At 34.0% G+C, this 26,540-nt stretch carries 23 protein-coding genes; 19 read left to right on the forward strand and 4 right to left on the reverse strand.

Going from position 1 to position 26,540, the window contains the following annotated elements:
- Positions 1 to 388: 388 nt before the first annotated feature.
- On the reverse strand, positions 389 to 1,642 hold the full coding sequence (locus D8M03_RS00140) for a BaiN/RdsA family NAD(P)/FAD-dependent oxidoreductase (protein WP_121212649.1): 1,254 nt from the start codon (positions 1,640 to 1,642) through the stop codon (positions 389 to 391).
- A gap of 230 nt (positions 1,643 to 1,872) precedes the next feature.
- Between D8M03_RS00140 and D8M03_RS00145 the strand changes: the two genes are divergently transcribed.
- Together D8M03_RS00145 and D8M03_RS00150 are read left to right on the forward strand one after the other, a co-directional pair.
- A complete protein-coding gene (locus D8M03_RS00145; protein ID WP_121212650.1) occupies positions 1,873 to 3,483 on the forward strand; it encodes a putative polysaccharide biosynthesis protein in 1,611 nt (536 codons plus the stop codon).
- 11 nt (positions 3,484 to 3,494) lie between these two features.
- A complete protein-coding gene (locus tag D8M03_RS00150) occupies positions 3,495 to 4,220 on the forward strand; it encodes a pseudouridine synthase (protein WP_121212651.1) in 726 nt (241 codons plus the stop codon).
- Positions 4,221 to 4,270: 50 nt separating this feature from the next.
- Here the strand turns inward: D8M03_RS00150 and D8M03_RS00155 are convergent, their stop codons facing one another.
- Positions 4,271 to 4,492: a DeoR family transcriptional regulator gene (locus tag D8M03_RS00155; protein ID WP_121212652.1), complete on the reverse strand. Its 222-nt coding sequence runs from the start codon at positions 4,490 to 4,492 to the stop codon at positions 4,271 to 4,273.
- Positions 4,493 to 4,864: 372 nt separating this feature from the next.
- Here D8M03_RS00155 and pepV point away from each other — a divergent pair, with 372 nt between their 5' ends.
- The 6 genes from pepV (at position 4,865) to D8M03_RS00185 (ending at position 10,874) form a co-directional block, all read left to right on the forward strand.
- Positions 4,865 to 6,250 carry a dipeptidase PepV gene (pepV, locus tag D8M03_RS00160; RefSeq protein ID WP_121212653.1) on the forward strand — a complete coding sequence of 462 codons (1,386 nt, stop codon included), beginning with the start codon at positions 4,865 to 4,867 and terminating at the stop codon, positions 6,248 to 6,250.
- Between the two features lie 21 nt (positions 6,251 to 6,271).
- A complete protein-coding gene (gene dat / locus D8M03_RS00165; protein ID WP_121212654.1) occupies positions 6,272 to 7,135 on the forward strand; it encodes a D-amino-acid transaminase in 864 nt (287 codons plus the stop codon).
- Positions 7,136 to 7,230: 95 nt separating this feature from the next.
- Positions 7,231 to 8,220 (forward strand): nuclease-related domain-containing protein, encoded by a 990-nt coding sequence (locus tag D8M03_RS00170; RefSeq protein ID WP_121212655.1) that lies wholly within the window; start codon positions 7,231 to 7,233, stop codon positions 8,218 to 8,220.
- A 2-nt stretch (positions 8,221 to 8,222) separates the two neighbouring features.
- Positions 8,223 to 9,161 (forward strand): diacylglycerol/lipid kinase family protein, encoded by a 939-nt coding sequence (locus tag D8M03_RS00175; RefSeq protein ID WP_121212656.1) that lies wholly within the window; start codon positions 8,223 to 8,225, stop codon positions 9,159 to 9,161.
- A 118-nt stretch (positions 9,162 to 9,279) separates the two neighbouring features.
- On the forward strand, positions 9,280 to 9,930 hold the full coding sequence (gene trmB / locus D8M03_RS00180; RefSeq protein WP_121212657.1) for a tRNA (guanosine(46)-N7)-methyltransferase TrmB: 651 nt from the start codon (positions 9,280 to 9,282) through the stop codon (positions 9,928 to 9,930).
- Between the two features lie 68 nt (positions 9,931 to 9,998).
- The gene (locus D8M03_RS00185) at positions 9,999 to 10,874 is read left to right on the forward strand and encodes a YtnP family quorum-quenching lactonase (RefSeq protein ID WP_121212658.1); all 876 of its coding nucleotides are present in this window, start codon (positions 9,999 to 10,001) and stop codon (positions 10,872 to 10,874) included.
- A 46-nt stretch (positions 10,875 to 10,920) separates the two neighbouring features.
- Here the strand turns inward: D8M03_RS00185 and D8M03_RS00190 are convergent, their stop codons facing one another.
- Positions 10,921 to 11,235 (reverse strand): hypothetical protein, encoded by a 315-nt coding sequence (locus D8M03_RS00190; RefSeq protein WP_121212659.1) that lies wholly within the window; start codon positions 11,233 to 11,235, stop codon positions 10,921 to 10,923.
- Positions 11,236 to 11,632: 397 nt separating this feature from the next.
- Here D8M03_RS00190 and D8M03_RS00195 point away from each other — a divergent pair, with 397 nt between their 5' ends.
- The 9 genes from D8M03_RS00195 (at position 11,633) to D8M03_RS00235 (ending at position 21,763) form a co-directional block, all read left to right on the forward strand.
- Positions 11,633 to 12,709 carry a M42 family metallopeptidase gene (locus tag D8M03_RS00195; protein ID WP_121212660.1) on the forward strand — a complete coding sequence of 359 codons (1,077 nt, stop codon included), beginning with the start codon at positions 11,633 to 11,635 and terminating at the stop codon, positions 12,707 to 12,709.
- A 225-nt stretch (positions 12,710 to 12,934) separates the two neighbouring features.
- Positions 12,935 to 13,459, forward strand: a complete 525-nt coding sequence (locus D8M03_RS00200; protein WP_121212661.1) for a DUF84 family protein — start codon at positions 12,935 to 12,937, stop codon at positions 13,457 to 13,459.
- A 32-nt stretch (positions 13,460 to 13,491) separates the two neighbouring features.
- Positions 13,492 to 14,010 carry a hypothetical protein gene (locus tag D8M03_RS00205; RefSeq protein ID WP_121212662.1) on the forward strand — a complete coding sequence of 173 codons (519 nt, stop codon included), beginning with the start codon at positions 13,492 to 13,494 and terminating at the stop codon, positions 14,008 to 14,010.
- Positions 14,011 to 14,177: 167 nt separating this feature from the next.
- Positions 14,178 to 14,993, forward strand: a complete 816-nt coding sequence (locus D8M03_RS00210; RefSeq protein ID WP_121212663.1) for a DUF1444 domain-containing protein — start codon at positions 14,178 to 14,180, stop codon at positions 14,991 to 14,993.
- Positions 14,990 to 15,607 (forward strand): YtpR family tRNA-binding protein, encoded by a 618-nt coding sequence (gene ytpR, locus D8M03_RS00215; protein ID WP_121212664.1) that lies wholly within the window; start codon positions 14,990 to 14,992, stop codon positions 15,605 to 15,607. The genes D8M03_RS00210 and ytpR overlap by 4 nt, the downstream gene beginning before the upstream one ends.
- Positions 15,608 to 15,985: 378 nt before the next feature.
- A complete protein-coding gene (locus D8M03_RS00220; RefSeq protein ID WP_121212665.1) occupies positions 15,986 to 19,093 on the forward strand; it encodes a DNA translocase FtsK in 3,108 nt (1,035 codons plus the stop codon).
- 245 nt (positions 19,094 to 19,338) lie between these two features.
- Positions 19,339 to 20,655: a UDP-N-acetylmuramate--L-alanine ligase gene (gene murC, locus D8M03_RS00225; protein WP_121212666.1), complete on the forward strand. Its 1,317-nt coding sequence runs from the start codon at positions 19,339 to 19,341 to the stop codon at positions 20,653 to 20,655.
- 138 nt (positions 20,656 to 20,793) lie between these two features.
- Positions 20,794 to 21,279, forward strand: coding sequence for a DUF948 domain-containing protein (locus tag D8M03_RS00230; RefSeq protein WP_121212667.1), 486 nt, complete (start codon positions 20,794 to 20,796; stop codon positions 21,277 to 21,279).
- Positions 21,280 to 21,298: 19 nt separating this feature from the next.
- The gene (locus D8M03_RS00235) at positions 21,299 to 21,763 is read left to right on the forward strand and encodes a YtxH domain-containing protein (protein ID WP_121212668.1); all 465 of its coding nucleotides are present in this window, start codon (positions 21,299 to 21,301) and stop codon (positions 21,761 to 21,763) included.
- Positions 21,764 to 21,829: 66 nt separating this feature from the next.
- On the opposite strand, the gene D8M03_RS00240 is transcribed toward D8M03_RS00235, so the two are convergent.
- Positions 21,830 to 23,995 carry a cell division protein FtsA gene (locus D8M03_RS00240; protein ID WP_121212669.1) on the reverse strand — a complete coding sequence of 722 codons (2,166 nt, stop codon included), beginning with the start codon at positions 23,993 to 23,995 and terminating at the stop codon, positions 21,830 to 21,832.
- A 170-nt stretch (positions 23,996 to 24,165) separates the two neighbouring features.
- On the opposite strand from D8M03_RS00240, the gene D8M03_RS00245 reads away from it, so the two are divergent.
- Both D8M03_RS00245 and ccpA read left to right on the forward strand, forming a co-directional pair.
- Positions 24,166 to 25,251 carry a bifunctional 3-deoxy-7-phosphoheptulonate synthase/chorismate mutase gene (locus tag D8M03_RS00245; protein WP_121212670.1) on the forward strand — a complete coding sequence of 362 codons (1,086 nt, stop codon included), beginning with the start codon at positions 24,166 to 24,168 and terminating at the stop codon, positions 25,249 to 25,251.
- A 224-nt stretch (positions 25,252 to 25,475) separates the two neighbouring features.
- On the forward strand, positions 25,476 to 26,483 hold the full coding sequence (gene ccpA / locus D8M03_RS00250; protein WP_121212671.1) for a catabolite control protein A: 1,008 nt from the start codon (positions 25,476 to 25,478) through the stop codon (positions 26,481 to 26,483).
- The last annotated feature ends 57 nt before the right edge of the window (positions 26,484 to 26,540 follow it).

Consider the following 26,540-nt stretch of genomic DNA (forward strand, 5'->3'; position numbering starts at 1 on the left):
TGGCGAGGAAATTAGAGCAAAATGGTATTCATATGACTGATGAATACGAAAATGGCGAGGAAATTAGAGCAAAATGGTATTCATATGACTGATGAATACGAAAATGGCGAGGAAATTAGAGCAAAATGGTATTCATATGACTGATGAATACGAAAATGGCGAGGAAATTAGAGCGAAATGGTATTCATATGGCTGATGAATACGAAAATGGAGAAGAAAATAGCTCAAACCGGAATTCATACAGCTGATGAAGACGAAAAAGGTGAATGGAATAGGTAAAAATTGTCTTCATCATGCAAATAACATAAAAATTTCATGGTCAATAGAATCTTCACTACCATGTCTAATTAAAAAAACCGGGCATATGATATGTTAGCCCGGTTGATATTTATAAAGATCCTGCACTCATACCAGCGATGCGTCCGGTAACAAGCGCGCTTGTGATATTATAGCCACCTGTGTATCCATGAATATCGAGAATTTCACCACAGAAGTACAAGCCGTATTTCATTTTTGAGGCCATCGTCTTCGGTTCAATTTCTTTAACGGACACACCCCCGCCTGTCACAAAGGCTTTTTCTAAAGGCAGTGTTCCGTGTACTTCCATTTCAAAACTTACTAATTCACGCGCAAATGAACGTATTTTATCTTGAGAAAGTTCAGCAGCGATTTGTGATGGATTAATATTTGCACGTTCCATTAAAAATAATAGCCAACGTTCCGGCGCAATCCCTTTCCAAATATTTTTAACTGCTTTTTTTGGATCTTCTTTAATTAATTTGTTTAAATATTGGAGACATGTTTCTTCGTTAAACTCAGTTAACGTATGAATTCGAATTTTAACAGGTGCTCCTCCATTTTTCTTACGTTCTTTTACAATAAATTGACTACAACGTAAAATCGCTGGACCACTTAAACCGAAATGGGTAAACAGCATGTCCATTTGATGTGTAACGATTGATTTACCTTTTTTATTTAAAACTGAAACTGCAACATCACGTAAAGCCAAGCCTTGCAATTCACGGGATTCAATAAATGTTTCTTTTGATTTTACTGGTACTTCAGTTGGATAAAGCTCTGTAACTGTATGACCTGCTCGTTCTGCCCAAGGATAACCATCCCCAGTAGAACCTGTTTGAGGAACCGCTTTACCGCCAACTGCAACAATCACAGCCTTCGCTAGCAATTCCGTGCCATCATCAAGGCGCACACCTAATACCTTTTCATCGTCCATTAATAATTTTGCTACGGATGTTTGTAAACGTATTTCAACATGTAGTCTTTTTAATTCTTTTACTAATGCATCAACAACATCTTGCGCGCGGTTTGATACTGGAAACATACGTCCGTGATCTTCTTCTTTTAATTTCACACCGAGTCCTTCAAAAAACTCGATGATATTTTCGTTGTTGTACACTGTAAAAGGACTGTATAAAAATCGACCATTTCCTGGGATATGTTTAATAATTTCATCTACAGATAATCGATTTGTGACATTACAACGACCGCCACCAGAAATAGCTAATTTTTTGCCTAGTTTATTACTTTTTTCTATTAGTAACACTTTTTTCTTTTGTTCAGCAGCAGCAATTGCAGCCATTAAACCAGAGGGACCTCCACCTATTACGATAACGTCAAACATATTTAATCTCACTTTCTTTATCAATCATTTCATAAAATGTTTCTATGTACACCATATTATACATAAATATGAAGAAACTATTTGAGTAAATTGTCTTTCAGAGGTAAACTAACATGTAGATTGTTTTTCGAACTTGATGTTAGTAAACGGCGTCGACTATATAAGTCGGCTATTATTTTCTTTAAATACATAAATTATCTCTACATTTTCATAAAGATTGGAATGTTTATATGTCTTCATTGATGAAAGGAACTGCGATATTAACAATCGGATTGTTTCTCTCTAAAGTATTAGGTTTAATTTATCTTTTCCCGTTTTATTCAATTGTAGGGAAAGAGAATATTGGATTATACCAATATGCTTATATTCCATACAATATTATGCTTTCAGTGGCAATTTCGGGGTTGCCATTAGCAGTATCGAAGTTTGTATCGAAGTATAATTCCCTTGGTGATTACGAAGCTGGACGACGATTATTTAAATCCGGTGTGTTAGTAATGATTGTTACTGGATTTATTGCCTTTTTGATATTAAATTTAATGGCTACACCAATTGCAAGCGTTGTTATTAATGATAAAGAACAAATTTATAATGTAGAACAAATTGCATCGGTGATTCGTTGGGTAAGTTTTGCATTATTAGTTGTACCATTTATGAGTTTAGTCAGAGGATTTTTCCAAGGGCATGATCATTACATGCCAACGTCTGTATCACAATTAGTCGAACAAATTGTTCGTATTATTGTGTTACTTGGTGGATCCTTTATTGTTGTTGTGTTATTTAAAGGAACTCCAGGAACTGCGATTAAATTTGCAGTATTTGCTGCATTTGTAGGTGCCCTTGGTGGATTAGTAGTTCTTTATTATTATTGGAGAAAGCTAAAACCAGAATTTAATCAATTGTTAGCTACCTCCGTATCAACTGGAGAATTATCAACTAAAAATATTTACAAAGAAATTTTACAATATTCGATACCAATTGTTTTTGTAGGACTTTCAAACCCACTATTCCAATTAGTGGACATGCTAACTTTTAATCGAGCAATGAATGAAATCGGTTTAGCAAAAGTGACGGATACGTATTTATCGATGTTAAATTTATTAACTCATAAAATCGTTATAATACCGGTTATGTTAGCGACAGGTTTTTCAATGGCGTTAATCCCAACGATTACAAAATATTATACACTGGGTGACTTTAATGGTCTTAAAGGTGCAATGAATAAAACATATCAAGTGTTATTATTCATTACGATACCAGCTAGTATTGGGATTATGATTTTAGCTCCCGATGTTTACCATGTGTTATACGAAAAAGATGATATGGGTGCGCTTGTATTAGCTCACTATGCACCAGCAGCAATCCTATTTGCGTTATTTTCTGTAACGGCTGCAATTTTACAAGGAATCGATTATCAAAAATGGATTATCTTTAGTTTACTGACAGGTTTATTAGTGAAACTTATGCTAAATGAACCGCTTATAAAATTATTTGAAGTTGATGGAGCGATTTTAGCTACGGTTATTGGTTATATTGTGACGATTGTGATTAATATCCTTGTTATTCATAAAGTCCTTCAATATCGTTCGAAATTAGTATTCAGAAGAGTTATTTTAATTTGTATTTTAACAATTGTCATGGCAATTTCAGTCATCGTGGTTAATAAAGGACTATACCTAATTGCAGAACCAACAAGTAAGTTGTTAGCGCTCGTTTATTTATTAATCTGTATTGGGGTAGGTGCAGGAATTTATGGCTACGCGTCTTTCAGATTAGGACTAGCACAAAAACTATTAGGTGAGCGTATTTCAAAAATTGCCGGGAAGTTTGGGTTTAAGTAGGGGGTTTAAGGTTGCGTTTAGATAAATTATTAGCAAACATGGGATTTGGTTCTCGAAAAGAAGTAAAACAATTATTGAAGCAAAAAGCAGTAACAATAGATGGTGAAGTAGTAAAGGATGCAAGCATACACGTTAATCCTGAAGTACAACAAGTAAGTGTATATGGTGAAGTTGTTCAATACACTGAATTTATATATTTAATGATGAATAAACCTCCTGGCGTGATTTCTGCTACGGAAGACAATTATGATCAAACAGTAATTGATTTATTAGATCCGCTAGCACAACATTTTAAACCATTTCCTGTTGGGCGATTAGATAAAGATACTGAAGGGTTATTGTTAATTACAAACGATGGTCAACTAGCACATAATCTTCTATCTCCTAAAAAGCATGTACCTAAGACTTATTATGCATTAATAGATGGGGAAGTTACTGAAGAGGATATAGAAGCATTTAAACTCGGTGTAGAATTAGATGATGGCTATGTTACAAAACCAGGAGAACTTGTCATTTTAAAATCAGGAAGCACATCAGAAATTGAACTTACTATTCAAGAGGGTAAATTCCATCAAGTGAAGCGGATGTTTGAATCCGTTGGCAAGAAAGTAACTTATTTAAAGAGATTATCAATGGGTAGCTTAGTACTTGATGAGAATTTAGAACTTGGTGAATATCGTGAATTAACAGAAGAAGAATTAGCTTCTTTACAACAAAACAATAAGAAAAAAGAATGACCCCGACGAAAGGTCATTCTTTTTTTATATACGAAATTAATTCGAAAAGTCTAAGATGTCAATTTAACTTTTTTCTTCGTCGTTGTCCATTTACCTCGACTTGGACTTTCAACCAAGTCGTTAAAGGCTAACACATTCAAATCTCTTTGAATGGTGCGAGGAGTGATGTTGAACTCTTCGACTAAATCCTGTGTAGACACTGTTCCCTTATCCAGGATAAACATGTACACGTCTTTAATACGATTAAGCATTCTGTCAGTAGTTGGTTTCATAAATGAACCACTCCTTCGATCTTAATTCTCATGGCAAAGACTAGCGGACGACTACATATAGAGGTGTTCTCAAAAGCTGTTTAAATTGTTGCCTCGGACATCCCCTTTATTATAAAGTTTGTGTCAAAATAATTACCTTGACAACGCAATTATATCAATAAACTATTAACTTTTCCATAATTCTCAGTCAATTAATATAATTTTTACATTGAAATTTAGTTTTAAATAATTTGTAAAAATTCTGAAAATTTTATAGGTAGTCGTGCCATCTATATTTATTTTATGAAAGAAATTAACCGAATATAACTTATTTCTTTGTACTTTTATAAAGAAAGAGTAAAATAATCGTATTAATTAGTGAGGTGGTTCTTAATGGATTGGTTAAAATTAGCACAATCTAGAAAAGAAGAGTTAATTGATGAGTTACAACAATTAATACAAATTGAGAGTGTGCTAGATGAAGCAAATGCGACAAGTGATGCACCATTTGGCCGAGGTCCATTGCAAGCATTACAATTTATGCTAAATAAAGGTGAAGAACAAGGATTTACTACTAAAAATGTAGATAACTTTGCAGGACATATAGAAATGGGGCAAGGAGAAGATTTAGTCGGGATTTTATGTCATGTCGATGTAGTACCAGCAGGCGATTCTTGGAATTATCCGCCATTTAAAGGTGAAATTGCGGAGGGCAAACTATATGGCCGTGGAGCAATCGATGATAAAGGTCCAACAATGGCAGCATGGCTTGCAATGAAAATGATAAAAGATGCAGGTATTCCTTTAAATAAACGAGTTCGCATGATTATTGGAACTGATGAAGAAAGTGGTTTTCGATGTGTGAACCATTATTTTAGTAAAGAAGAAATGCCAACTATCGGATTTGCTCCTGATGCTGATTTTCCACTTATCAATGCTGAAAAAGGAATTGCATTACTAGATTTTACGTTAAAAGAGACGTTAAGTGATGAACAATTAATTGCTTTCCAATCAGGTCAACGTTCAAATATGGTGCCTGACTTTGCAAAGGCAATTGTTCAAAATGTACAGGATGATATTATGGGAGATTTCCAGGAATTTATAAATAAAAATCACATCCAAGGTACAATAAATCAAGAAAATGATAAATATATTGTAACAGTTCAAGGAAAATCTGCTCATGCTATGGAGCCGGAAAAGGGTCTTAATGCAGCGGTTCTTTTAGCAAAATTTTTAAAGCCTTATTTATTAACTAAAGCAAGTAAACAATTTGTTTCATTTATTGTGGAAGCATTCGATGGCGACCATTATGGAACGAAAATATCATTAAATCATTCAGATGAAATGTCAGGCAAAACAACATTAAATCCTGGAGTTATTTTATTCCACCGTGAAAAAGGTGCAAGAATTCAAGTTAGTATGCGCTATTCGGTTTCATATCCATTTGAAGAAAAAATTACAGAGGCTACTAAACGAACATCTTCTTATGGTTTTAGTCTTGATGTTGTATCAAACTCAGCACCACATTATGTTCCTGAAGAAGACAACCTCGTTCAAACGTTGTTGTCAGTATATAGAAAATATACAAACGACCATTCAAAACCATTATCAACTGGTGGAGGAACGTACGCGCGGGTAATGAAGAAAGGGGTAGCTTTTGGCATGCTATTCCCAGGAGAACCGGATGTTGCCCACCAAGCTGACGAATTTGTTGTCATTGATAACTTAATAAAGGCTGCAGCAATATATGCTGAGGCAATCGTTGAGTTGGCAAAGTAAATATGAATGGGGAGTGCTAGAATGGGATATTCTTTATGGAATGATAAAATTGTTAAAGATGAAGAAATTGTAATTGATAAAGAGGATCGCGGTTATCAATTTGGTGATGGAGTTTATGAAGTAATAAAAGTGTATAACGGGGAAATGTTTACTGCAAAGGAACATATTGATCGTTTTTATAAAAGTGCAGAAAAAATTCGTATAACAGTACCTTATACGAAAGATAAATTACACATGTTGCTACATCAATTGGTGGAAGAGAATGAATTAAATACGGGGAATCTATATTTTCAAATTACAAGAGGAACAGCCTCTCGAAATCACCATTTTCCAGGAGATACAGTTTTACCTGTGTTGACTGGTAATGTGAAAGAATCACCTAGACCTTTAGAAAATAAAGAAAAAGGTGTAAAAGCAACCTTTGTGGAAGATATTCGATGGTTACGCTGTGATATCAAATCGTTAAATTTACTAGGCGCTGTCCTAGCAAAACAAGAAGCCCATGAAAAAGGTTGTTATGAAGCGATCTTGCATCGTGGAGATATTATTACAGAAGGCTCGTCTACGAATGTGTTTGGTATTAAAAACGGCATATTATATACACATCCAATCAACAACCTGATTCTCGATGGAATTACGCGTCGAGTAGTTTTAACTTGTGCGAAAGAAGTGAATCTTCCAGTAAAAGAGACAGCATTTACAAAATCTGAAATTTTACAAATGGATGAAGTGTTTGTATCATCTACAACATCTGAAATTACTCCAGTGACTGAAATTGATGGTACAAAAATTAATAATGGTGTAATTGGTGAATGGACACGTAAACTGCAGGCACAATTTGAAACAAAAATTCCTAGTAATTTTCAAGTAACTGACATAAAATAATTTGAAATAGTGGATTAGCTAATTGGCTATCCACTATTTTTTTTTACCTTCCTCATGTAAAATTAAAGTAACTGTAGTAGATAGGAGTGTTTTATTTGGCTCAATTAGTAAAACTTCAAGATTATATTTCGAGATACGAAACGGCCTTAACGAGATATCCAACTCAATTTGTCCGATTGAAACAAAACCAGTGGGATAGAGTCAAAACACAATGGTTGTCTGGAGAAGAACTTCCTAATTGGGAACATATAGAGACTGATGAGGAAAACGAAGAGCCAAAAGAGCGTTTTACATTTTTTAAAAAGATATTTAGAAGAAATGAAACAGAAGAAAATATAGAGGAAGTCAATGTTGAAAATGAGTTAGTTGATAACGATGAGATTATTCCTGAAGATGAAACAACTACCTTATTTTTTGAGCCAAAAATTGTGTATCATCCTCAAACGCTAGAAGAATTAAAAGTGATGTTTCTAGATCAATTTTTCCATTTTCAATTAAAGTGGGCTAGTTCGACTTTACGAGAAAAATCCTATGTAGATCCTAAGTTTCTACGAGATACGTTGTTAAGAAATATACTTCAACAATTGCCAGATAGTTATTTAATTTTCTATTATCCAATTATTAAAGTCAAAAAAGCACCAGTTGAGTTGGATGTTATCATTTTAACACCAACAGAATGTATTTGTATTACAGTGGTGGAAAACGATAACATGGCTGTTTATGTTGGAAATAGCGAACGATTTTGGACAGAAAAAGTAGGGAAAGTAGATAAAAAAATACTCAACCCACTCATCCAATTAAATCGAATGGAATCCGTTATTTCGCAAATTTTCACGAATCAAGGAGTAGACTTACCAATTCGAAAAGTATTGCTTTCAAGAAACGGTTATTTTGATTATCCTGGTTCTCTTTATAATGTTCAATTTATTGATAAAAGAGAATTCCCAAAATGGTTAATGCAATTGAAGCGCTCAATCTCTCCAATGAAACGAATGCAAATGCAAGCAGCACAATCAATATTAAACCATGTTCAAACCACCTCCTTTAATCGTGATATATGGAATGTTGAAAATCTTAAGGAGTAGAGATGAAGCTACATTTTATTATCAATGAATTTGCGGGGAATGGAAAAGGGAAGAAAATTTGGGAACAATTTAGGAAAGAACTGAATATCTCTTATACTTTCCATTTAACACAATATAAAGAACATGCAAAAGAGATTGCACAACAACTAGGTGAAACAGCATTGTCAAATGGGGAAAAATTACTCATTATTGTTGTAGGTGGAGATGGTACCATTCATGAAGTGCTAAATGGGGTAAAGGGTTTTCGAAATGTTTTCGTTGGAAATATTGCAGCAGGTTCAGGCAATGATTTTTCTCGTGGCTATTTTTCATTTCACAATGCCAAAGAAATTGAACAATTAATCTTAAAAAAAGAGTGTACATATGAACAAATGGATAGTGGTCTTTTAAAAATAAATACTACTACTCAGAAGAGTTTTATCAATAATGCAGGTATTGGCTTCGATGCCTTTGTTGCGAATCTAGCAAACCAATCTAAGCTTAAAAAAAGATTGAATTCAATTGGCTTAGGAAAATTGAGTTATGTTTATTTTTTAGTGTATGGATTATTTAAATTTAAGATATTTGATTTAACAGTTTGTATAGACGGTGTTGAGAGATCCTATAAAAATGTATGGTTTGTTACACTGAGCAATCAACCTTATTTTGGGGGAGGTATGAAAATATCCCCAAAATCTAAACCAAATGATGGAATACTAGAACTAACACTAGTACATAATCTTCCGAGAATAAAGTTATTATTATTATTCGTAATGGTATTTTTCGGAGCACATACTCGTTTAAAGGCAGTCGTACAAACGAGTGCTGAAAATGTAAAAATCAGTGTTAAAGAACAGATTCTTTGTCACACTGACGGAGAAATTATCAAACCATTAACTAAGGAATCGACTATAGAATTTGATATTCAGCCAAAAAGTTGGAATTTGGTGAATGAAAAGTAGCGATATTATGGAATTAGTAGATAATTAAGTTATAATATAAGAAATTTAATGGGCATGAACGTTAGGATATAAGTTCAACTCATATAAAACGAACAGCAAAGAAAAGAGGAACATGTAAGTGAGATTAAGAAACAAACCTTGGGCAGAAGAGTTTATCAATAGTCACCCAGAAATTATTATTCCAAACCCAGAAAACTTTAAAGGAAACTGGCGTGAAGTTTTTGGAAATGATAACCCACTACATATTGAAGTAGGAACAGGTAAAGGTCAATTTGTAACTGGAATGGCTTTGGCGAATCCAGATATTAATTATATTGGCATAGAATTATATGATAGTGTCATCGTAAGTGCACTTGAGAAGGTAATAGATGCAAACACTCCTCCGAATTTACGTTTGTTAAAAGTAAATGGAGCTGATTTAGATAAATACTTTACAAAAAATGATGTTAGTCGTGTTTATTTGAATTTTTCAGATCCTTGGCCAAAAAAACGCCATGCAAAACGCAGATTAACTCATGAAGGATTTTTAAAATTGTATGAATCAATTTTAATTGATAATGGGGAAATTCACTTTAAAACGGACAACCGTGGTTTATTTGAATATTCTCTAATTAGTATGTCAGAGTATGGTATGTTATTAAAATTTGTTTCTCTAGATTTACACGCAGATGAGCCAGAAGATAACATTATGACGGAATACGAAGAGAAGTTTTCCGCAAAGGGTCAGCCAATCTACAGATTAGAATCTCAGTTTATTTCGAAAAAGTAGTATATTCATGCGGCAACTAAACGGAAGTCGCTACAATATAAAGTTTTTAGGGAAAAGGGGAGAAATGGATGGATCAACTTCAATTTCACAAAATGCAATTAACATGGCTCGATGGGGGAGTCACTTCTTTAGATGGCGGAGCAATGTTTGGGGTAGTTCCAAAACCACTTTGGTCAAGAAAATATCCTACAAATGAATTAAACCAAATTGAATTGGCATGTGAACCAATCCTAATACAATATGAGGGTAAGAACTACTTAATTGATAGCGGAGTAGGTTTTAATAAGCTAACAGAGAAACAGCTTCGAAACTATGGGGTTACTGAAGAATCAACTGTTTTTGAAAGTTTAAAGAAATTAGGTTTAACTCCTGCGGATATAGATGTAGTTTTAATGACTCATTTGCATTTTGATCATGCTGGTGGGTTAACATATTGGGAAGGGGATACTCTTGTACCATCTTTCCCGAATGCAAAGATTTATACTACAGAAGTAGAATGGAATGAAATGCGTAATCCAAATATCCGTTCTAGAAATACGTACTGGAAAGAAAATTGGGAACCGATTCAACATCAAGTGGAAACATTTACAGATTCTATTACGATAGCGCCAGGAATTGAAATGATTCATACAGGTGGCCATAGTGATGGACATGCAATCATTAAATTAACCCAAAACGGGGAAACAATGATTCATATGGCAGATATAATGGCTACTCATGCACATCAAAATCCATTGTGGGTGATGGCGTATGATGATTATCCAATGACAAGTGTATTTGCTAAAGAAAAAATTATGAAGGAAGCATTAGCAAATAATTATAAATTTATTTTCTATCACGATGCCTATTATCGTATGATTCAATGGTCAGCAGATGGAAAAGAAGTTGTATCATCTCTAAAACGAACAAAAGAAGCGAAAATTAAATTTCAAATGAATTCATAAAAAGAAGTGGGGATATAAGTTTTTCGAAACTTTTCCCCACTTTTTATTACGATTTTACTAATTCTACAATTACACCAGAACGAGCATCTGCAGCGAATTCAAATGTTTCTAATTCTCCATTCACAACTCTAGTAATGCCTCCGCGATAAACTGGAATTGTAGAAATACCATTATTAAAATCTTCTGTTTGCATATAAATCCATGAACCATCAATCGGTGTTTCTTTTTTAAATTCAAACTTTACATTATTCAGTACTTGATTGGCAGGTAAAAATGGTGAAATTCTGTCAGAAGCTTCTTTAATAATTACTGCTGCAGCTAAACCTGTTGCCACGCCAATTAAAAAATCTCGTAATTTCATATGCCATCCTCCTTTAAATTATCCCTTATTTTAACATCAAATATAGAAGTATGTCTTGTTATTCTTTAAAACGATATGATTGTTTCAAATTTTGTTTATAGTAAAAATGTTTCAGTTTTGATCTGGATAAAGTTGATTTAGAAGCTCTCATCTAGGGTTGGCCTCAATTAATTTTGCCAGCAAATGCAGTTAGCTGCACTCTGCCACACTCCATTCCAACAGATATTTTATACCATAACTAAAATTCTCACATTTACAAATCCATCACTTCATAAATTATCTTATAAGGATAATCAAATTATTTTAGAACATGCTTAATTTAATGTGCAAACTAAAAAGAGAAGAAATATGTGGTAAAATAAAGGACGTATGAATCTATAAACAGGGAGTGTTCTTGTTGAATACTGAGACGTTACAATTATTTAAAACTTTAACGGAATTACCGGGTGCTCCTGGTGATGAACGAAATATCCGTAAATTTATGCGTAGTGAACTTGAAAAATATTCTGATGAAATTATTCAGGACAATTTAGGTGGCATCTTTGGAGTAAGAAAATCCGAACAAGAAAATGCTCCCAAAATTTTAGTTGCTGGCCATATGGATGAAGTTTCATTTATGGTCACGAATATTACAGAAAATGGGATGATCCGTTTTCAAACTTTAGGTGGTTGGTCAAACCAAGTACTACAAGCTCAAAGAGTAACTATCTATGCCAAGGAACAAGAAATCCCAGGTGTTATTGCATCTATTCCTCCTCATTTACTAAGAGGTACAGATAAAAATAAACCTACAGAAATCAAAGATATGCTTATTGATGTAGGCGCTGACAGTAAACAAGATGCTCTTGATATGGGGATTAGACCAGGGCAATCAATTATTCCAATTTGTCCATTTACTGTAATGGCTAATCCTAAAAAAATTATGGCGAAAGCATGGGATAATCGTTATGGTTGTGGATTAGCCATTGAATTGTTAAAAGAATTAAGAGATGAAAAAGTTGTCAATCATTTATATTCAGGTGCCAATGTAATGGAAGAGGTTGGTTTACGTGGTGCTCAAGTATCCGCAAATATGATTCAACCTGATTTATTCTTTGCACTAGATGCCTCGGCAGCAAATGATACAACAGGCGATAAAACTCAGTTTGGACAGTTAGGGAAAGGAACACTTATACGTATTTATGATCCAACAATGGTAACACACCATGGATTACGTGAATTTGTTCTAGATACTGCAGAAACGAACAACATTCCATATCAATATTTTGTTTCACAAGGTGGAACAGACGCAGGAAGAGTTCATACGTTACAAAAAGGGATTCCAAGTACAGTAATTGGCATTTGTTCGCGTTATATTCATACAGCTGCTTCGATTATCCATGTTGATGATTATGCAGCTGCAAAAGAATTACTTGTTAAACTTATTAGAACACTTGACCGAACAACAGTTGAAACAATTATTAACAACGCTTAAAATTGTATTTAGTAAAAAGAAGGTGTCCAAAAAGAAAATACTCTTTGGACACCTTCTTCCTTATTCAAAAAATACTCAAAGGAAGTATTACTTCTGCGGTGGTCGCATTAAAATGCCACCATCCTCGGCGCAAAGTGGCCGTCTCAAAGTACTTTCAGACGGCCACTTTTTTTTGATACAAACGTCTTAATTAAACGTAAATTAAACATTTCGGAGATGAAATCCATGAAAGTTGCAATTGGAACTAAAAATAAAGCAAAAACAGCTGCTATTGAAAATGTAGTTCGTACATATTTTGAAGATGTTCAATTTGAACAATTTTCAGTTGCGTCCAATGTTTCGGAACAACCCTTTTCTAATGAAGAAACTCGCCAAGGAGCAATTAATCGGGCATTAAATACTTTAAAAGTTGCTAATGCTGAATTGAATTTTGGGCTAGAAGGTGGAGTGCATGAATTAGATGGCTTAATGTATTGCTGTAATTGGGGTGCTGTAGCCTTGCCAGATGGAACGGTTTTATCTTGCGCGGGTGCTCAATTTTTACTACCTGAAGACATTGCAAAAGAGTTACGAGCGGGTAAGGAATTAGGTCCAGTAATGGATGAATTTACAAAAGAAAAAGATACTAGACATCACTCAGGAGCAATTGGCGTTTTTACAGCTGGACTGATAAACCGTACAGAAATGTTCGAACACATTGTCAAACTTCTTATTGGACAATATTTATGTTATCAAGATAATATTTTATAGCATACGCCTTTTTCAGAAAGCGGGGGATACATATGAAATTGAAATGGGTTCATGTAGTTGTATTTATGATGGTTGCATTTGTGCTTACTGGTTGTGGGAAACCAATCGATGAGCAAGTGGAACTTGGCTTAGCAAGTGCAGAAACTGTATTCAAGGAAAACTCAAACAAACCAAATAAAACAATTGGGGAAATACAGCTATTTGTTCCATCAGGCTATAGTGTTAAAGAGAGTGAAGATTTAAATAACTTAATTTTAACAAAAGGCAAAGACCAATATATACTTTTTGTTAATCAATATGAGCAGCAAGATAGCAAACTTCACTACAATTTATTCAAGAAAGACTCTTCAAAAAAGGTGATTAAAGAAAGTACATACGAATCAGATGGAGCCTTTGGATTTTCAGCTGTTGTTGAAATTGATGATGAAAATTACGAACTTATTACAAGTAGCGGCGGTGTAAAGATTTCTACTATCACTAAAAATAAAAAAATCGATGAAAAATTAACAGATATGATGTCGATTGCTAGATCAGTAGAATTAATTGAATAATACTAGTACAATCTATAGGACAAACTAATCGACTAGTTAATAAAACTTTTGTACAATACTCTAGATAAATACTTTATTAATTACGGTTCACAATTGGTGAGCCGTTTATTTTTAAATAGGATTTCTACTTGTTATCCTTAACTATTGTGTAAAAGAGGCGTAAAACTATGAAATCAAAGCAACTGGTTGAACAGATAAAGTCGCGTTTAGGTACTGAACGATACGAATATATTTTTGATGATGAAAAAGAAACATTACGTTTAAACCATAAATCACTAAATAAAGGTATGGAACTTACCTTATCTGATATTTTAGCTAAATATCATTCAATAAAGGAAAAGGCAATTGATGAAGTAGTTTATACGATTGTACAAACCTTTGATGCAATGGAAAAAGAACAAAAAGAAGGGTTCCATGATTTATCCCTTGTGTACCCTGTTGTAAGGTCCACTTCTTTTCCTTTAAAATCTAATGAGGGACATCCTTTTATTACGACAGACCACACTGCTGAAACTCGTATTTTCTACGCTCTTGATTTAGGGACAACCTATCGACTAATTGACGAATCAATGTTGGAAAAGCTACAAGTATCAGCAAATCAAATTCGTGAAGCTGCCCGTTTTTCCGTTCGAAAATTACCGACAAACACAAAGAAAGATGAAGTGGCAGGAAATGTATTCTATTTCCTAAATCATAATGATGGCTACGATGCGAGTCGAATTTTAAATGAAACATTTTTAAAAGAGATGGAAGAAAAAGTAGAAGGGGATATGACGTTATCTGTTCCTCATCAAGATGTATTAATTATTGGTGATATTCGTAATGAAGTAGGGTATGATGTATTAGCACAAATGACGATGCATTTCTTTACTGTAGGCACAGTGCCGATCACTTCTTTATCGTTTGTATATGAAAAAGGCGAATTAGAGCCGATATTTATATTGGCTAAAAATAAAGTAAATAAGGAGAAAGATGAAAAATGATTATTAGTTATAACAAACCACATGTTGGAGATGTATTATTAGTACAATTAGCAACAGAAAGTATTGTAAATACAGAAGTTGAAAAAGTTGGCGATGTTGCCATTTTAAAAGAAAAAGCAACGGGTGAAATTAAAGCATTTAATTTATTTAATGCAAGCAAATATATGCAAATTGAAGCTCAAGGAAATGTTGAAGTAACACCTGAAATCGTTGGGAAATTAGAGGCTGCTTTAAAAGAGAATGGCGCAAATGTTTCACTTGATGTAGACTTTACACCAAAATTTGTTGTAGGTTATGTTGAAGAAAAAGAAAAACATCCAAATGCTGATAAACTAAGCATTTGTAAAGTAAATGTGGGAGATGAAGTATTACAGATCGTTTGTGGTGCACCGAATGTAGAAGCTGGACAAAAAGTAGTAGTTGCTAAAATTGGTGCTGTAATGCCTTCTGGTTTAGTAATTAAACAATCAGAGTTACGCGGTGTGGCTTCAAGTGGTATGCTTTGCTCTGCAAAAGAATTAGCAATTCCAAATGCACCTTCTGCAAAAGGAATTTTAGTGTTAAATTATGATGCAGAAGTTGGGGCACCATTTGAAATACCTTCAACTCTTTAATGCGTTAAATTAGGAAGTCGAAGTAAGTTGGACAACCTCTTTCGTATCAAAAAAATTTATTAAAACTCTTTTCTCTAAAAGTTGTATTTTAAACTTCAAGAGATTATAGGGGGACGTCTAAAAATTAATTTTAGACGTCCTTTATCTTTTAACTAAATGTTGCATCATTGTTATAATATTGCAATGAATATGTGGTATGATTTTGATATATATATTGCAATTTGTATCATTATGTATGAGAAATTTTATATTAATCTAAAACATATTAACATAGAAAAAAATCTATTAAATATCTCTTTATGGTTAAATTATCCTGCACTTATACATATAATTACTTTAGAATAAAAATGCTATGTTTGTAGAAGAGAGTGATATAAAGTGAATTGGTTTAAAAAACAACTGAATAAATTGTTTTTAAATGATAGAGATGATGATGACGAATATTACGAAGAAGAGCCATTCGATGAACAAGAATACTCTAACTATAGAGAAACAACAACTGAACAACACCAACAAAAACGTTCAAGTTTTCGGTTTCCTCTAATAGATGACTATGAAAAAGAGGTTTCTTCCACACCAAAAAACTTCGATCAAGAAGTAAATGAATTTAGAGATAGTAGGAACATAACAGACTATTATCAAAAAAATGCAATATCAAAAGTCTATGATGTGGAAGTATCGGGTATTCGGGAATTACTAGAGAAACGTCAACGTTCTAAAGGAAACACATCTGGAGTTAACTATAGTTCGAGCATTCGAAAAGTAGAAAAAAAAGAAGAAACTAGTCCAAGAATTAAAAGAGTAAATCCAACACCAAAAGTCGTACAAGAAAGTCCAAATCCACCGGTTGCTCATAGAAGATTTGTACCAACGAATGTGCCATCACCGGTTCACGGATTTAGGAAACCAAGTAACATTAATGAATTATTAACGAAAAAACAGGGATCCGAACAAAAGTATGAGCAATCAAAGGAAGATGAAGAAAATCATCAGCAGGTTTTAAAACCACCGAACAAAGAAGCAGCCAAAATTTATAACGAGGTTCTTCAAACTTCAAAAGAGATTGCAAGTGCAACACAAATTGTAGATGAAAAATTGATTTCAAAAGAAACTCAGCAGGTGCTATCAAGTGTAGAACACCCTGAAAATAAAACTACACAACAAACGATAATTAACAATAAATCGCATACAACTAAAATTTCTGATGATCAACTAGATGCACGAGAAATTTTAGAAGAACTTAAAGACCAGAGCAATCAGCATGTACCATTTGAAAAGGTAAAAATTGATGAAGAACAATCGGAAATGATTGAAATTATTGCAGTTCAAAAAGAGGTAAATAATCAACAGAATGAAATCGTTGTAGAGAAGCTAGAAGAAACTGGACACCATGTTCAAAATAATGAGGTTATAGAGTCTGTAAAAAGTGAAATTCTCCATCAGCCTATTTCAATTGAGATTGAAGAAGTGATTGAAAACGACATAGAGGAACCTGTAATAGATCTGAAAAGTGAACTGTATGATCATGTCGAAGAAATTCCAATCTTAGTTGAAGAGATTAAAGAGAAGGGTACTGAAGAAATACAAAAAGAAAATGACTCTTCCAATCTTGATGCTACTCATGAAAGAGACTTGATTGAACAAAATCAAGACACAACTGAAGATTCAAAAACAGAAATTATTGATGAACAAGATACAGATGTAAAAGAGAAAAAGCGCGGTACATTGCCATTTAACGTGATAATGTTAAAATCTGACAAAGAAAAATACGCAGCAAAATTAGCACAAAAACAACTTACTCAACATAATGATGTAATTAAGGAATTATCTAGGCATACAAATGGCTTATTACAAACAAATAAAAATCAATTAGAAAAAGTTGAAGAAGTGACTGCTCCTATCTCTTCTGAATTACCGAATTCTGATATAACATCAGATAAAGAGGTACATACAGAGAAACAAATAGAAGCGAATATTGATGTGGTTGAAAATGAGTTGCCAAAAGATACATTAGAAGAAAAACAACAAAAGATTGACGAACCGATTCAAGATGTTGTTGAGAAAAAAACAAGCAAAATTTATGTTAAACCATCTGTTGAGTTTTTATCACCACCTGAAGAAAAAACAGAAGACCGTGATTGGATGGAATCTCAAGCGGATGTTTTAGTTGAGGCATTGTCTCACTTCCAAGTAACAGCACAAGTGGAGTCTATTATGCAAGGTCCAGCTGTTACCCAGTTCGAAATTACAGTCGGTCATGGAACAAAAGTTAGTAAAATACGGAACTTAGCAGATGATTTAAAATTAGCTTTAGCTGCAAAAGATATTCGAATTCAAGCACCGATACCTGGGAAAAGTTCAATAGGTATTGAAATTCCGAATCGTATTGCTCGTGCTGTTCGATTATCTGAAGTTACTAATAGTGAAAGCTTTATTGAATCGGAGTCGCCATTAGAAGCGGCGTTAGGACTTGATTTAACAGGAAAGCCCGTTACGATTGATTTACGAAAAATGCCCCATGGTTTAATTGCAGGTGCAACAGGCTCGGGTAAATCAGTATGTATTAATTCCATTTTAGTTAGTTTATTATATAAGGCGACGCCTCACGAGTTAAAATTAATGTTAATTGACCCAAAAATGGTAGAACTTGCACCATTTAATCATATTCCACATTTAGTGAGTCCCGTAATTACGGATGTAAAAGCAGCAACTGCTGCATTAAAATGGGCTGTGGAAGAAATGGAAAGACGCTATCAATTATTTGCTCATGCAGGTGTTCGTGACTTACCGCGATATAATAAATTAGCAGAGTCAAATGGTGATTATGCTCTTAAGTTACCTTACATTTTAATCGTTATCGATGAATTAGCGGATTTAATGATGATGTCTCCAGCTGATGTAGAAGAAGCAATTTGCCGTATTGCACAAAAAGCTCGTGCTTGTGGTATTCACTTAATTGTAGCAACACAACGCCCATCAGTTGATGTTATTACAGGACTAATCAAATCAAACATCCCAACGCGAATTGCATTTGCGGTATCTTCACAAGTGGATTCACGTACAATATTAGATAGTCAAGGTGCAGAACGTCTTCTTGGAAGAGGAGATATGCTGTACTTAGGAAACGGGATGAGTGCACCAATTCGCTTACAAGGTACATTTGTTACTGATGATGAGATTGAAGAAATAATCGATCATGTACGCTCACAAGGGGAACCAGACTATATATTTGAACAGGATGAATTATTAAAGAAAACAGAAATGATTGAAGAACAAGATGAATTGTTTGAAGAAGTTTGCCGCTTTGTATATGAACAAGGCACAGCTTCTACTTCCTCGATTCAAAGAAAATATCACATTGGATATAACCGAGCAGCTAGACTAATTGACTTGTTAGAGAGTCATGGATTTATTTCTGAGCAGAGGGGAAGTAAACCGAGAGAAGTTTATATTACAGATGCTGATATTTCTAATATGTTTGACTAATTAATTTTCTTTCAAGTGAAAAGGTACATTATGAGGGGGAATTCCCTCTCATTTTTTTTCAGAAAAAATTTAGGAAATTTCGTGCATTCCTACAGTTAATGTTTAATAAAAATAGTGCTATAATGGGGTAAGTTTTTACTAAATGGCACAAACTAGTTATAAATATAATTTTAAATAATTTTAATAAAATTTGTGTAGTTTTACTTTATTCATTGGGACCTAGGTATCCCGGGAGGTTTTTTAATATGACAGTTTATCATTTTACAGGAATTAAAGGTTCAGGTATGAGCTCACTTGCTCAAATTTTATTTGATTCTGGGGAACAAGTTCAAGGGTCTGATGTTGAGACATATTACTTCACTGAACAACCATTAAGAGATCGAAATATAACAATCCTACCTTTTAATGCAGATAATATTCAAAAAGGAATGACAGTAATTGCTGGAAACGCATTTACTGACGAACATCCTGAAATTGTTCGAGCGAAAGAATTAGGCGTGGAAGTAATTCGTTATCATAAATTTTTAGGAGACTATATCAAAAATTATACATCTATTGCCATTACAGGTGCTCATGGGAAAACTTCAACAACTGGTTTGATGAGTCATGTAATTGGAGGATTTATGCCAACTTCCTTCCTAATTGGAGATGGCACAGGTTCAGGTGAAGAAAATGCTTCTTATTTTGTTATGGAAGCATGTGAATATCGTCGTCACTTTTTAGCATATCATCCAGACTATGCAGTAATGACAAATATTGATTTTGACCATCCAGATTATTATAAAGACGTAAATGATGTTTATTCTGCTTTCCAACAACTGGCATTACAAGTTAAGAAAGCCATCATCGCGTGTGGTGATGATGAACATTTACAAAAAATTCAAGCAAATGTTCCAGTTGTATATTATGGCTTAGGGGCAAACAATGACTTTGCTGCTAGAAACGTTGAGAAAACTACGGATGGTACAACATTTGAAGTATATGTGCGAAATGAATATTATGATAAATTTACAATTCCTCTATATGGGGATCATGCGATTCTGAATTCATTAGCCGTTATTTCTTTATGTCATTATGAAGGAATACCAGCTGATGTAATTCAAGAGCGTCTAAGTACTTATTCTGGTGTAAAAAGACGTTTTACAGAGACGAAAATTGGTAATAATGTTCTTGTTGATGATTATGCACATCATCCGACTGAAATCAATGCAACAATTCAATCAGCTCGACAAAAATATCCTGACAGACAAATCGTGGCTATCTTCCAACCGCATACATTTAGTCGTACGCAAGCTTTCTTGCAACAATTTGCGGATAGTTTAAAAAAGGCTGATGCCATTTATTTATGCGAGATTTTTAGTTCTGCCCGGGAAAAACAAGGAGAATTAACAATCTCTGATTTGGCAAATCTAATTGAAGGTAGTAGCGTCCTGCAGTTGGAAAATATTGAAATACTAAAAAAGCATACTAATGCTGTGTTCTTGTTTATGGGTGCAGGTGATGTTCATAAGTATCAAGATGCATTTGAAAATGTTTTGAAAAATGGTGAAGAAACAGCTTAAACAATTATGTTTAGGCTGTTTTTTCTAAAATCATTTCAATGATTTTTCCTGTAAAAGAACGTGTTTTTCAAAGTAAAAAAGGATTTATTATTTTTTTGTCGAATAAAACACTAAACGAGTCTCGGAGGTTTTGACATCATGGAAATCATTTTATATGTTGCAGTATTGATAGCAGCAATTGGCTTTTTAGTCCTATGTATTAGCGTAGGGATGACATTATTTTCCCTTAAAAATACGTTAAATAGTATTGCTGGGACAGTTGCAGGAATTGAAGGACAAATGGAAGGAATTACTCGTGAGACAACCTCTCTTCTTGCTAAAACAAATACATTGGCAGAAGATATAACTCAAAAATCAGAAAAACTGAATTCTGTTGTTGATGCGGTAAAAAATATTGGTACTTCAGTTACAGGTTTAAACAATTCTATTAATCAAATCACATCTTCTATTACAAAAGAAGTTAGTAAAAATGAAGAAAAGATTGCACAAGTGGTTCAATGGAGCAATGTAGCCATGGAAATTGCTGATAAGTGGAAACAGCGAAAAGTCATTGACCAAGAAGATGTGGATAAAGCAGCAGAAAAAATAGTTAAAGAATCTTCAAAAACAAAACGTAGTAAATAAGCGAATGGGGGATGGCAAAATGAACGGGGAAAAGCCAAATTATAATGAAGTAAAAAATGAAGTTGTAGCAAATTTACCTCAAGTTTATACGGGAAATAATGTTGATATCTACGAGGAGGAAACTTTAAATATGAAGGACTTTGTAATTGGTGCATTAGTAGGGGGAATTGTTGGAGCAGCAGCTGGCATGCTACTTGCACCTAAAACAGGTAGAGATTTAAGAAGTGACGTTGCATACCAAGCTGTCCAATTAAAAGATAAAAGTGTCGTACTTTCTTCTACAGCTAAAGAAAAAACAGTACAACTTTCAAATCAATTAAAAGAGCAATCAACTCAATTAGTTGATAAAGTGAAGTCAAAAACGTCAAAAGTACCACGTGTATTTGATGATGGTACAGTTTCATACGAAGGGGAAGAACCTTTAGAAATGGAAACATACGAAGGTGTAGATATGGCAGAGATTGCTCGTCCATCTTCCATTTAAATAAGAAAAACGCAAGTATACTGGAAAAACCAGCATTCTTGCGTTTTTTTATTTTGTAGAATAACTTTACACGGTCATGTTTGTTACAGGATATTCAGATAGTATAATTTCTAGTTTATCGCCACCGAAAATTTCCTCGTCAAATGAAGATGCAATCCCATTTTTCAAAATTGTAAAATGCCCTTTAAAATTAGTTGGCAGTTGCCAATTAGAATAGCGGAAAACATCTTGGAAAATCCATGGTTTCGTATCTTTTTCTATAATTTGAATGGTAGCTCCATTTTGAATCGTAGTATTCGGTTGTACAACAGCACCATTTACTAGTACTTCTCTACAAACTTTCGTTAATTCTAGCTGTTCATTTTGGAAGGTTACGATTATTTTTTCTTCAAGTAAAGTATCTAATTTATTTGCTATAGATTGTACAGTTGGAAGAGGTGAATCTTCAATTGTTAATGTATCACCACCTTGAATTGAATACTGTAATTTGCTAGGTTTTCCATTAATAAATAACTTAGCAGTAAATTCCGGTAAAAACATCGGTTGGCCGTTGACATGAATGAAAAATGACTGCAGCTTATGAAGTATATCTAATCGATTGATAGCTTTTAATAATTCATCAATAGTTTCAACCGTTTCAATTTCAACATGGTCACGGTCTTTTAGTTCCAACTCAAGAGGGGCATTTTCACCGTTAACTTTCACTTTCGGCTCAACGATATACATTGTTCCTTGAATCGTCACTGTTTTTACAGAAGCACCATCGACAATATCACGAACTGTTGCTTTAGCATCAACTCCATCAATACCCTCAATCAATGAAATATTATCCCCATGATGGATGAGTGTTTTCGTTGAAGCCGTTTCACCGTTAACGAGAATTGTGGCAGGTTGCCCATGTTCGCCTGGAATAAAAATATCTTGTCCGTTTACAGTAATAGAAATACCTTGTCCAGGTTTTCCATAAAGTTGCTTCGCTCGGATGTTGGCAGCTAAAAATGCATCTGCAACGGTCATTTCTTTCATTTCAAATAGACGAACTATTTGCTCGTTTACAACAACGGTCATATATTGTACTGGCGCTTTTTTCGCAGCAATTGCAATACCGATTGGTGTAACAAGCTCTGGTGTAGCTGGAATGAATTCCTCTTTTGTTAAGTTTTGAATTGCATCTATTCCTCGAACTGCTACACGATTAGAAGGAAGTGCTAAAATGTTACAAAGTTCCGTTGTTAAATTTGGTGTTAAACTTCCTCCACCAACTAACATGATCGCTTTAGGTGCTTCTTGATTATTTAATCTTAAAATTTCATTACCTATAGATTCTGCTAAATTTCGAATGGCAGGTATAATGGCTTCTATTACTTCTTCTTTCGGTATTTCTTGATCAAATCCAAGAATGTCTTGAATAACAATTGTTTCATCTGTTGAAAGTTGACGTTTAGCTTTTTCTGCTATAGGGAAGTCTAATAAATACTGGTCACTTAATGCTTCTGTTATTTCATCTCCTGCAGTAGGTACCATTCCATATGCAACAATGGTGCCTTGATTTGTAATCGCAATATCGGAAGTTCCTGCACCAATGTCAACTAATGCTACGTTTAATCTTCGCATCGTAGGTGGAATTAACACATTGATTGCAGCAATTGGTTCGAGTGTTAAAGCTTCCATTTCTAAATCGGAACGTTTCAAAGCAGCGAGTAATGATTCCACAACGACTCGAGGTAAAAAAGTGGCAATGACTTCAACCGTTGCTTCATCACCTTGTTGGTCTAGTAAATTACCAATTTCTTCACCATCTAATTTGTAATAAAGTACAGAATAACCAACACAATAATAGTGACTCATTTTTACGTCTTCTTTATTTTGAAGTAGTTTAGCTTGGGCTTGTTGAACTGCTTGTAATTCTAAGCGACTAATATCTTCTTCTGTAAAGATTGGCCGATTGCGAATATTAATTGTCACACTAGCTTGTTCTGTTTTTAATGCTCTACCTGCAGCTGCAACACTTACTTTTGTTAACGGGCCGTGTTTTTGTTCCAGTTCAGATTTAATTTCTTTTATTAATTCAGCAACATACAAAACATTATGTATTTGACCATCAACCATTGCACGTTCTTTATGTTCTTTTACAATAATATCTGATACATGGAAATGCTCGTTTTGCTCTTCAAGAATAATACCTACGACGGAACGAGTGCCTATATCTAAAGCAAATAATTTCGAACACATTGTAACCGCTTCCTTTCTGAAAATATATGAAAATACTTTAGCGAGTTGAAGCGCTAAATTAAAAGCGTGACATTCTGAACTTTCTTGATTATAATAGAGTTATTATCTTAAAATGTATCACACATTTCAGCGTTCTGAAAGAGTTCGGTACAGGGAGAGGAGAAAAGGGAATGAGTGAGCAAAACTTAGAAGCATTACGTAGTCAAATTGACGGATTAAATTTAGAAATTTTACGTTTAATTAACGAACGAGCAGAGGTAGTAAACGAAATCGGTAAAATTAAAGAAAAACAAGGGGTTAACCGATACGATCCTCTTCGTGAACGCCATATGTTAAACCTATTAAGAGAGAATAACAAAGGTCCGTTAAATCAAATGACGGTTGATTATATTTTTAAACAAATCTTTAAAACAGCTTTAAAACAATTAGAAGCTGAGAAGAAAAAAGAATTACTTGTATCACGTAAGAAAAAGTCAGAAGATACTGTCATTAATATCAATGGAGAACAAATTGGTTCAGGTGCTCCTACATTCGTATTTGGTCCTTGTTCTGTTGAATCATATGAACAAGTTGCAGCAGTTGCAGCTTCTCTTAAGGAGAAAGGTCAAAAATTAATTCGTGGTGGAGCATACAAACCACGTACATCTCCTTACGACTTCCAAGGTTTAGGTTTAGAAGGTCTTAAAATTTTAAAACAAATTTCTCAAGAATATGGTTTAGCTGTAGTTACTGAAATCGTAACTCCTGCTCATATTGAAGAGGCACTTGACTATGTAGATGTAATTCAAATTGGTGCACGTAATATGCAAAACTTTGAGTTATTAAAAGCAGTAGGTGAAACAAACAAGCCTGTTCTATTAAAACGTGGTTTAGCTGCTACAATCGACGAATTCATCCATGCTGCTGAATATATTATGTCAAAAGGTAACGAAAATATTATGCTTTGCGAACGTGGTATCCGTACTTACGAAAAAGCAACACGTAATACTTTAGACATTTCTGCAGTACCTATTTTAAAACAAGAAACGCACTTACCAGTATTTGTTGACGTAACGCATTCAACTGGTCGTCGTGATTTATTATTGCCTTGTGCAAAAGCTGCAATTGCAATTGGTGCAGACGGAGTAATGGCAGAGGTACATCCTGATCCATCTGTTGCATTATCTGATTCTCAACAACAAATGGATATTCCACAATTCAATGCTTTCTACGATGAAATTCAAAAATTCATGAAGCAATATGAATTAAAAGCATAATTTAAGAATACTTATGGAGCGCAAGGATGTTAAATCGATAACATTCTTGCGTTTTTACATTTTTTAAGATTGTATGGAAAATAATAATTATTAGATACTTCTTTGATGAAAAGTCGAAAAATGTCGTTCTATTACTTCGTATTTAGAAAGATTTTATATTGAAAAAGAAATGAGAATTGTCGTATGATGAGTTTACAAGATAAAAATACGAGGAGGCGTATCCTTTGACTGTAACAATATATGATGTTGCACGCGAAGCAAACGTTTCAATGGCGACAGTATCCAGAGTAGTAAATGGAAACCAAAACGTGAAACCTGCTACAAGAAAAAAAGTATTAGAAGTGATTGAACGTTTAGAGTATCGACCAAATGCAGTTGCACGAGGTCTTGCAAGTAAAAAAACAACAACAGTCGGAGTGATTATCCCAGATATTTCGAATAATATTTATGCTGAAGCAGCACGTGGGATAGAGGATATCGCCACAATGTACCGATATAATATTATTTTGGCAAACTCTGACCAAAATGAAGAAAAAGAGCTTTCTCTCCTTGATACTATGTACGGAAAACAGGTGGATGGGATCGTCATGATGAGTGATGCTGTGACACCGAAACTTCATCAATCTATGGATCATTCTCCAGTTCCTATTGTTCTAGCTGGTACAGTTGATGAATCCAATCAATTTGCCTCTGTTAATATCGATTATTTCCAAGCATCATATGAAGCTGTACAAATGTTAATTGCGAATGGGCATAAGCGTATTGCATTTGTATCGGGACCTCTCCATAACACAATCAATTCTAAATTTAAATTAGAAGCTTATAAAAAAGCATTAATTGATGCAGGATTAGAAATTGATGAGCAATTAATTCTCCCAGAAGAAGGTTCATATGATAGTGGTATTGAAGCATTGGAGACGGTTATTACTTTAGAACAACCTCCTACAGCTTTTTTTGCTGGTAGCGATGAATTAGCTATTGGTATTATTCATGGGGCTCAAGATAGAGGATTGAAAGTGCCAGAAGATATCGAAGTTATTAGTTTTGAAAACTCGAAATTGGCGAGAATGGTACGCCCACAACTGACTAGTGTTGTGTTACCACTCTATGACATTGGTGCTGTAGCGATGCGATTATTAACGAAAATCATGAACAAAGAAGAGATTGATAATCAAGAAGTAATCATTCCACATAGAATTGAAGTTCGAGATTCTGTAAAAACAGCTGATTAAAAGTTTAGTTTAAAACTAATAATTAAAGGCAATCGTGATTTATTACAATCATGATTG

The organism is Ureibacillus endophyticus, from assembly GCF_003628435.1.
Lineage (GTDB): Bacteria > Bacillota > Bacilli > Bacillales_A > Planococcaceae > Ureibacillus > Ureibacillus endophyticus.

Bases quoted from the DNA above. Each gene is read 5' to 3' on its own strand.
- D8M03_RS00140 (WP_121212649.1), bottom strand. From the start codon at position 1,642: ATGTTTGACGTTATCGTAATAGGTGGAGGTCCCTCTGGTTTAATGGCT.
- D8M03_RS00145 (WP_121212650.1), top strand. From the start codon at position 1,873: ATGTCTTCATTGATGAAAGGAACTGCGATATTAACAATCGGATTGTTT.
- D8M03_RS00155 (WP_121212652.1), bottom strand. From the start codon at position 4,492: ATGAAACCAACTACTGACAGAATGCTTAATCGTATTAAAGACGTGTAC.
- pepV (WP_121212653.1), top strand. From the start codon at position 4,865: ATGGATTGGTTAAAATTAGCACAATCTAGAAAAGAAGAGTTAATTGAT.
- dat (WP_121212654.1), top strand. From the start codon at position 6,272: ATGGGATATTCTTTATGGAATGATAAAATTGTTAAAGATGAAGAAATT.
- D8M03_RS00175 (WP_121212656.1), top strand. From the start codon at position 8,223: ATGAAGCTACATTTTATTATCAATGAATTTGCGGGGAATGGAAAAGGG.
- D8M03_RS00185 (WP_121212658.1), top strand. From the start codon at position 9,999: ATGGATCAACTTCAATTTCACAAAATGCAATTAACATGGCTCGATGGG.
- D8M03_RS00190 (WP_121212659.1), bottom strand. From the start codon at position 11,235: ATGAAATTACGAGATTTTTTAATTGGCGTGGCAACAGGTTTAGCTGCA.
- D8M03_RS00200 (WP_121212661.1), top strand. From the start codon at position 12,935: ATGAAAGTTGCAATTGGAACTAAAAATAAAGCAAAAACAGCTGCTATT.
- D8M03_RS00205 (WP_121212662.1), top strand. From the start codon at position 13,492: ATGAAATTGAAATGGGTTCATGTAGTTGTATTTATGATGGTTGCATTT.
- D8M03_RS00210 (WP_121212663.1), top strand. From the start codon at position 14,178: ATGAAATCAAAGCAACTGGTTGAACAGATAAAGTCGCGTTTAGGTACT.
- ytpR (WP_121212664.1), top strand. From the start codon at position 14,990: ATGATTATTAGTTATAACAAACCACATGTTGGAGATGTATTATTAGTA.
- murC (WP_121212666.1), top strand. From the start codon at position 19,339: ATGACAGTTTATCATTTTACAGGAATTAAAGGTTCAGGTATGAGCTCA.
- D8M03_RS00230 (WP_121212667.1), top strand. From the start codon at position 20,794: ATGGAAATCATTTTATATGTTGCAGTATTGATAGCAGCAATTGGCTTT.
- D8M03_RS00235 (WP_121212668.1), top strand. From the start codon at position 21,299: ATGAACGGGGAAAAGCCAAATTATAATGAAGTAAAAAATGAAGTTGTA.
- D8M03_RS00240 (WP_121212669.1), bottom strand. From the start codon at position 23,995: ATGTGTTCGAAATTATTTGCTTTAGATATAGGCACTCGTTCCGTCGTA.
- D8M03_RS00245 (WP_121212670.1), top strand. From the start codon at position 24,166: ATGAGTGAGCAAAACTTAGAAGCATTACGTAGTCAAATTGACGGATTA.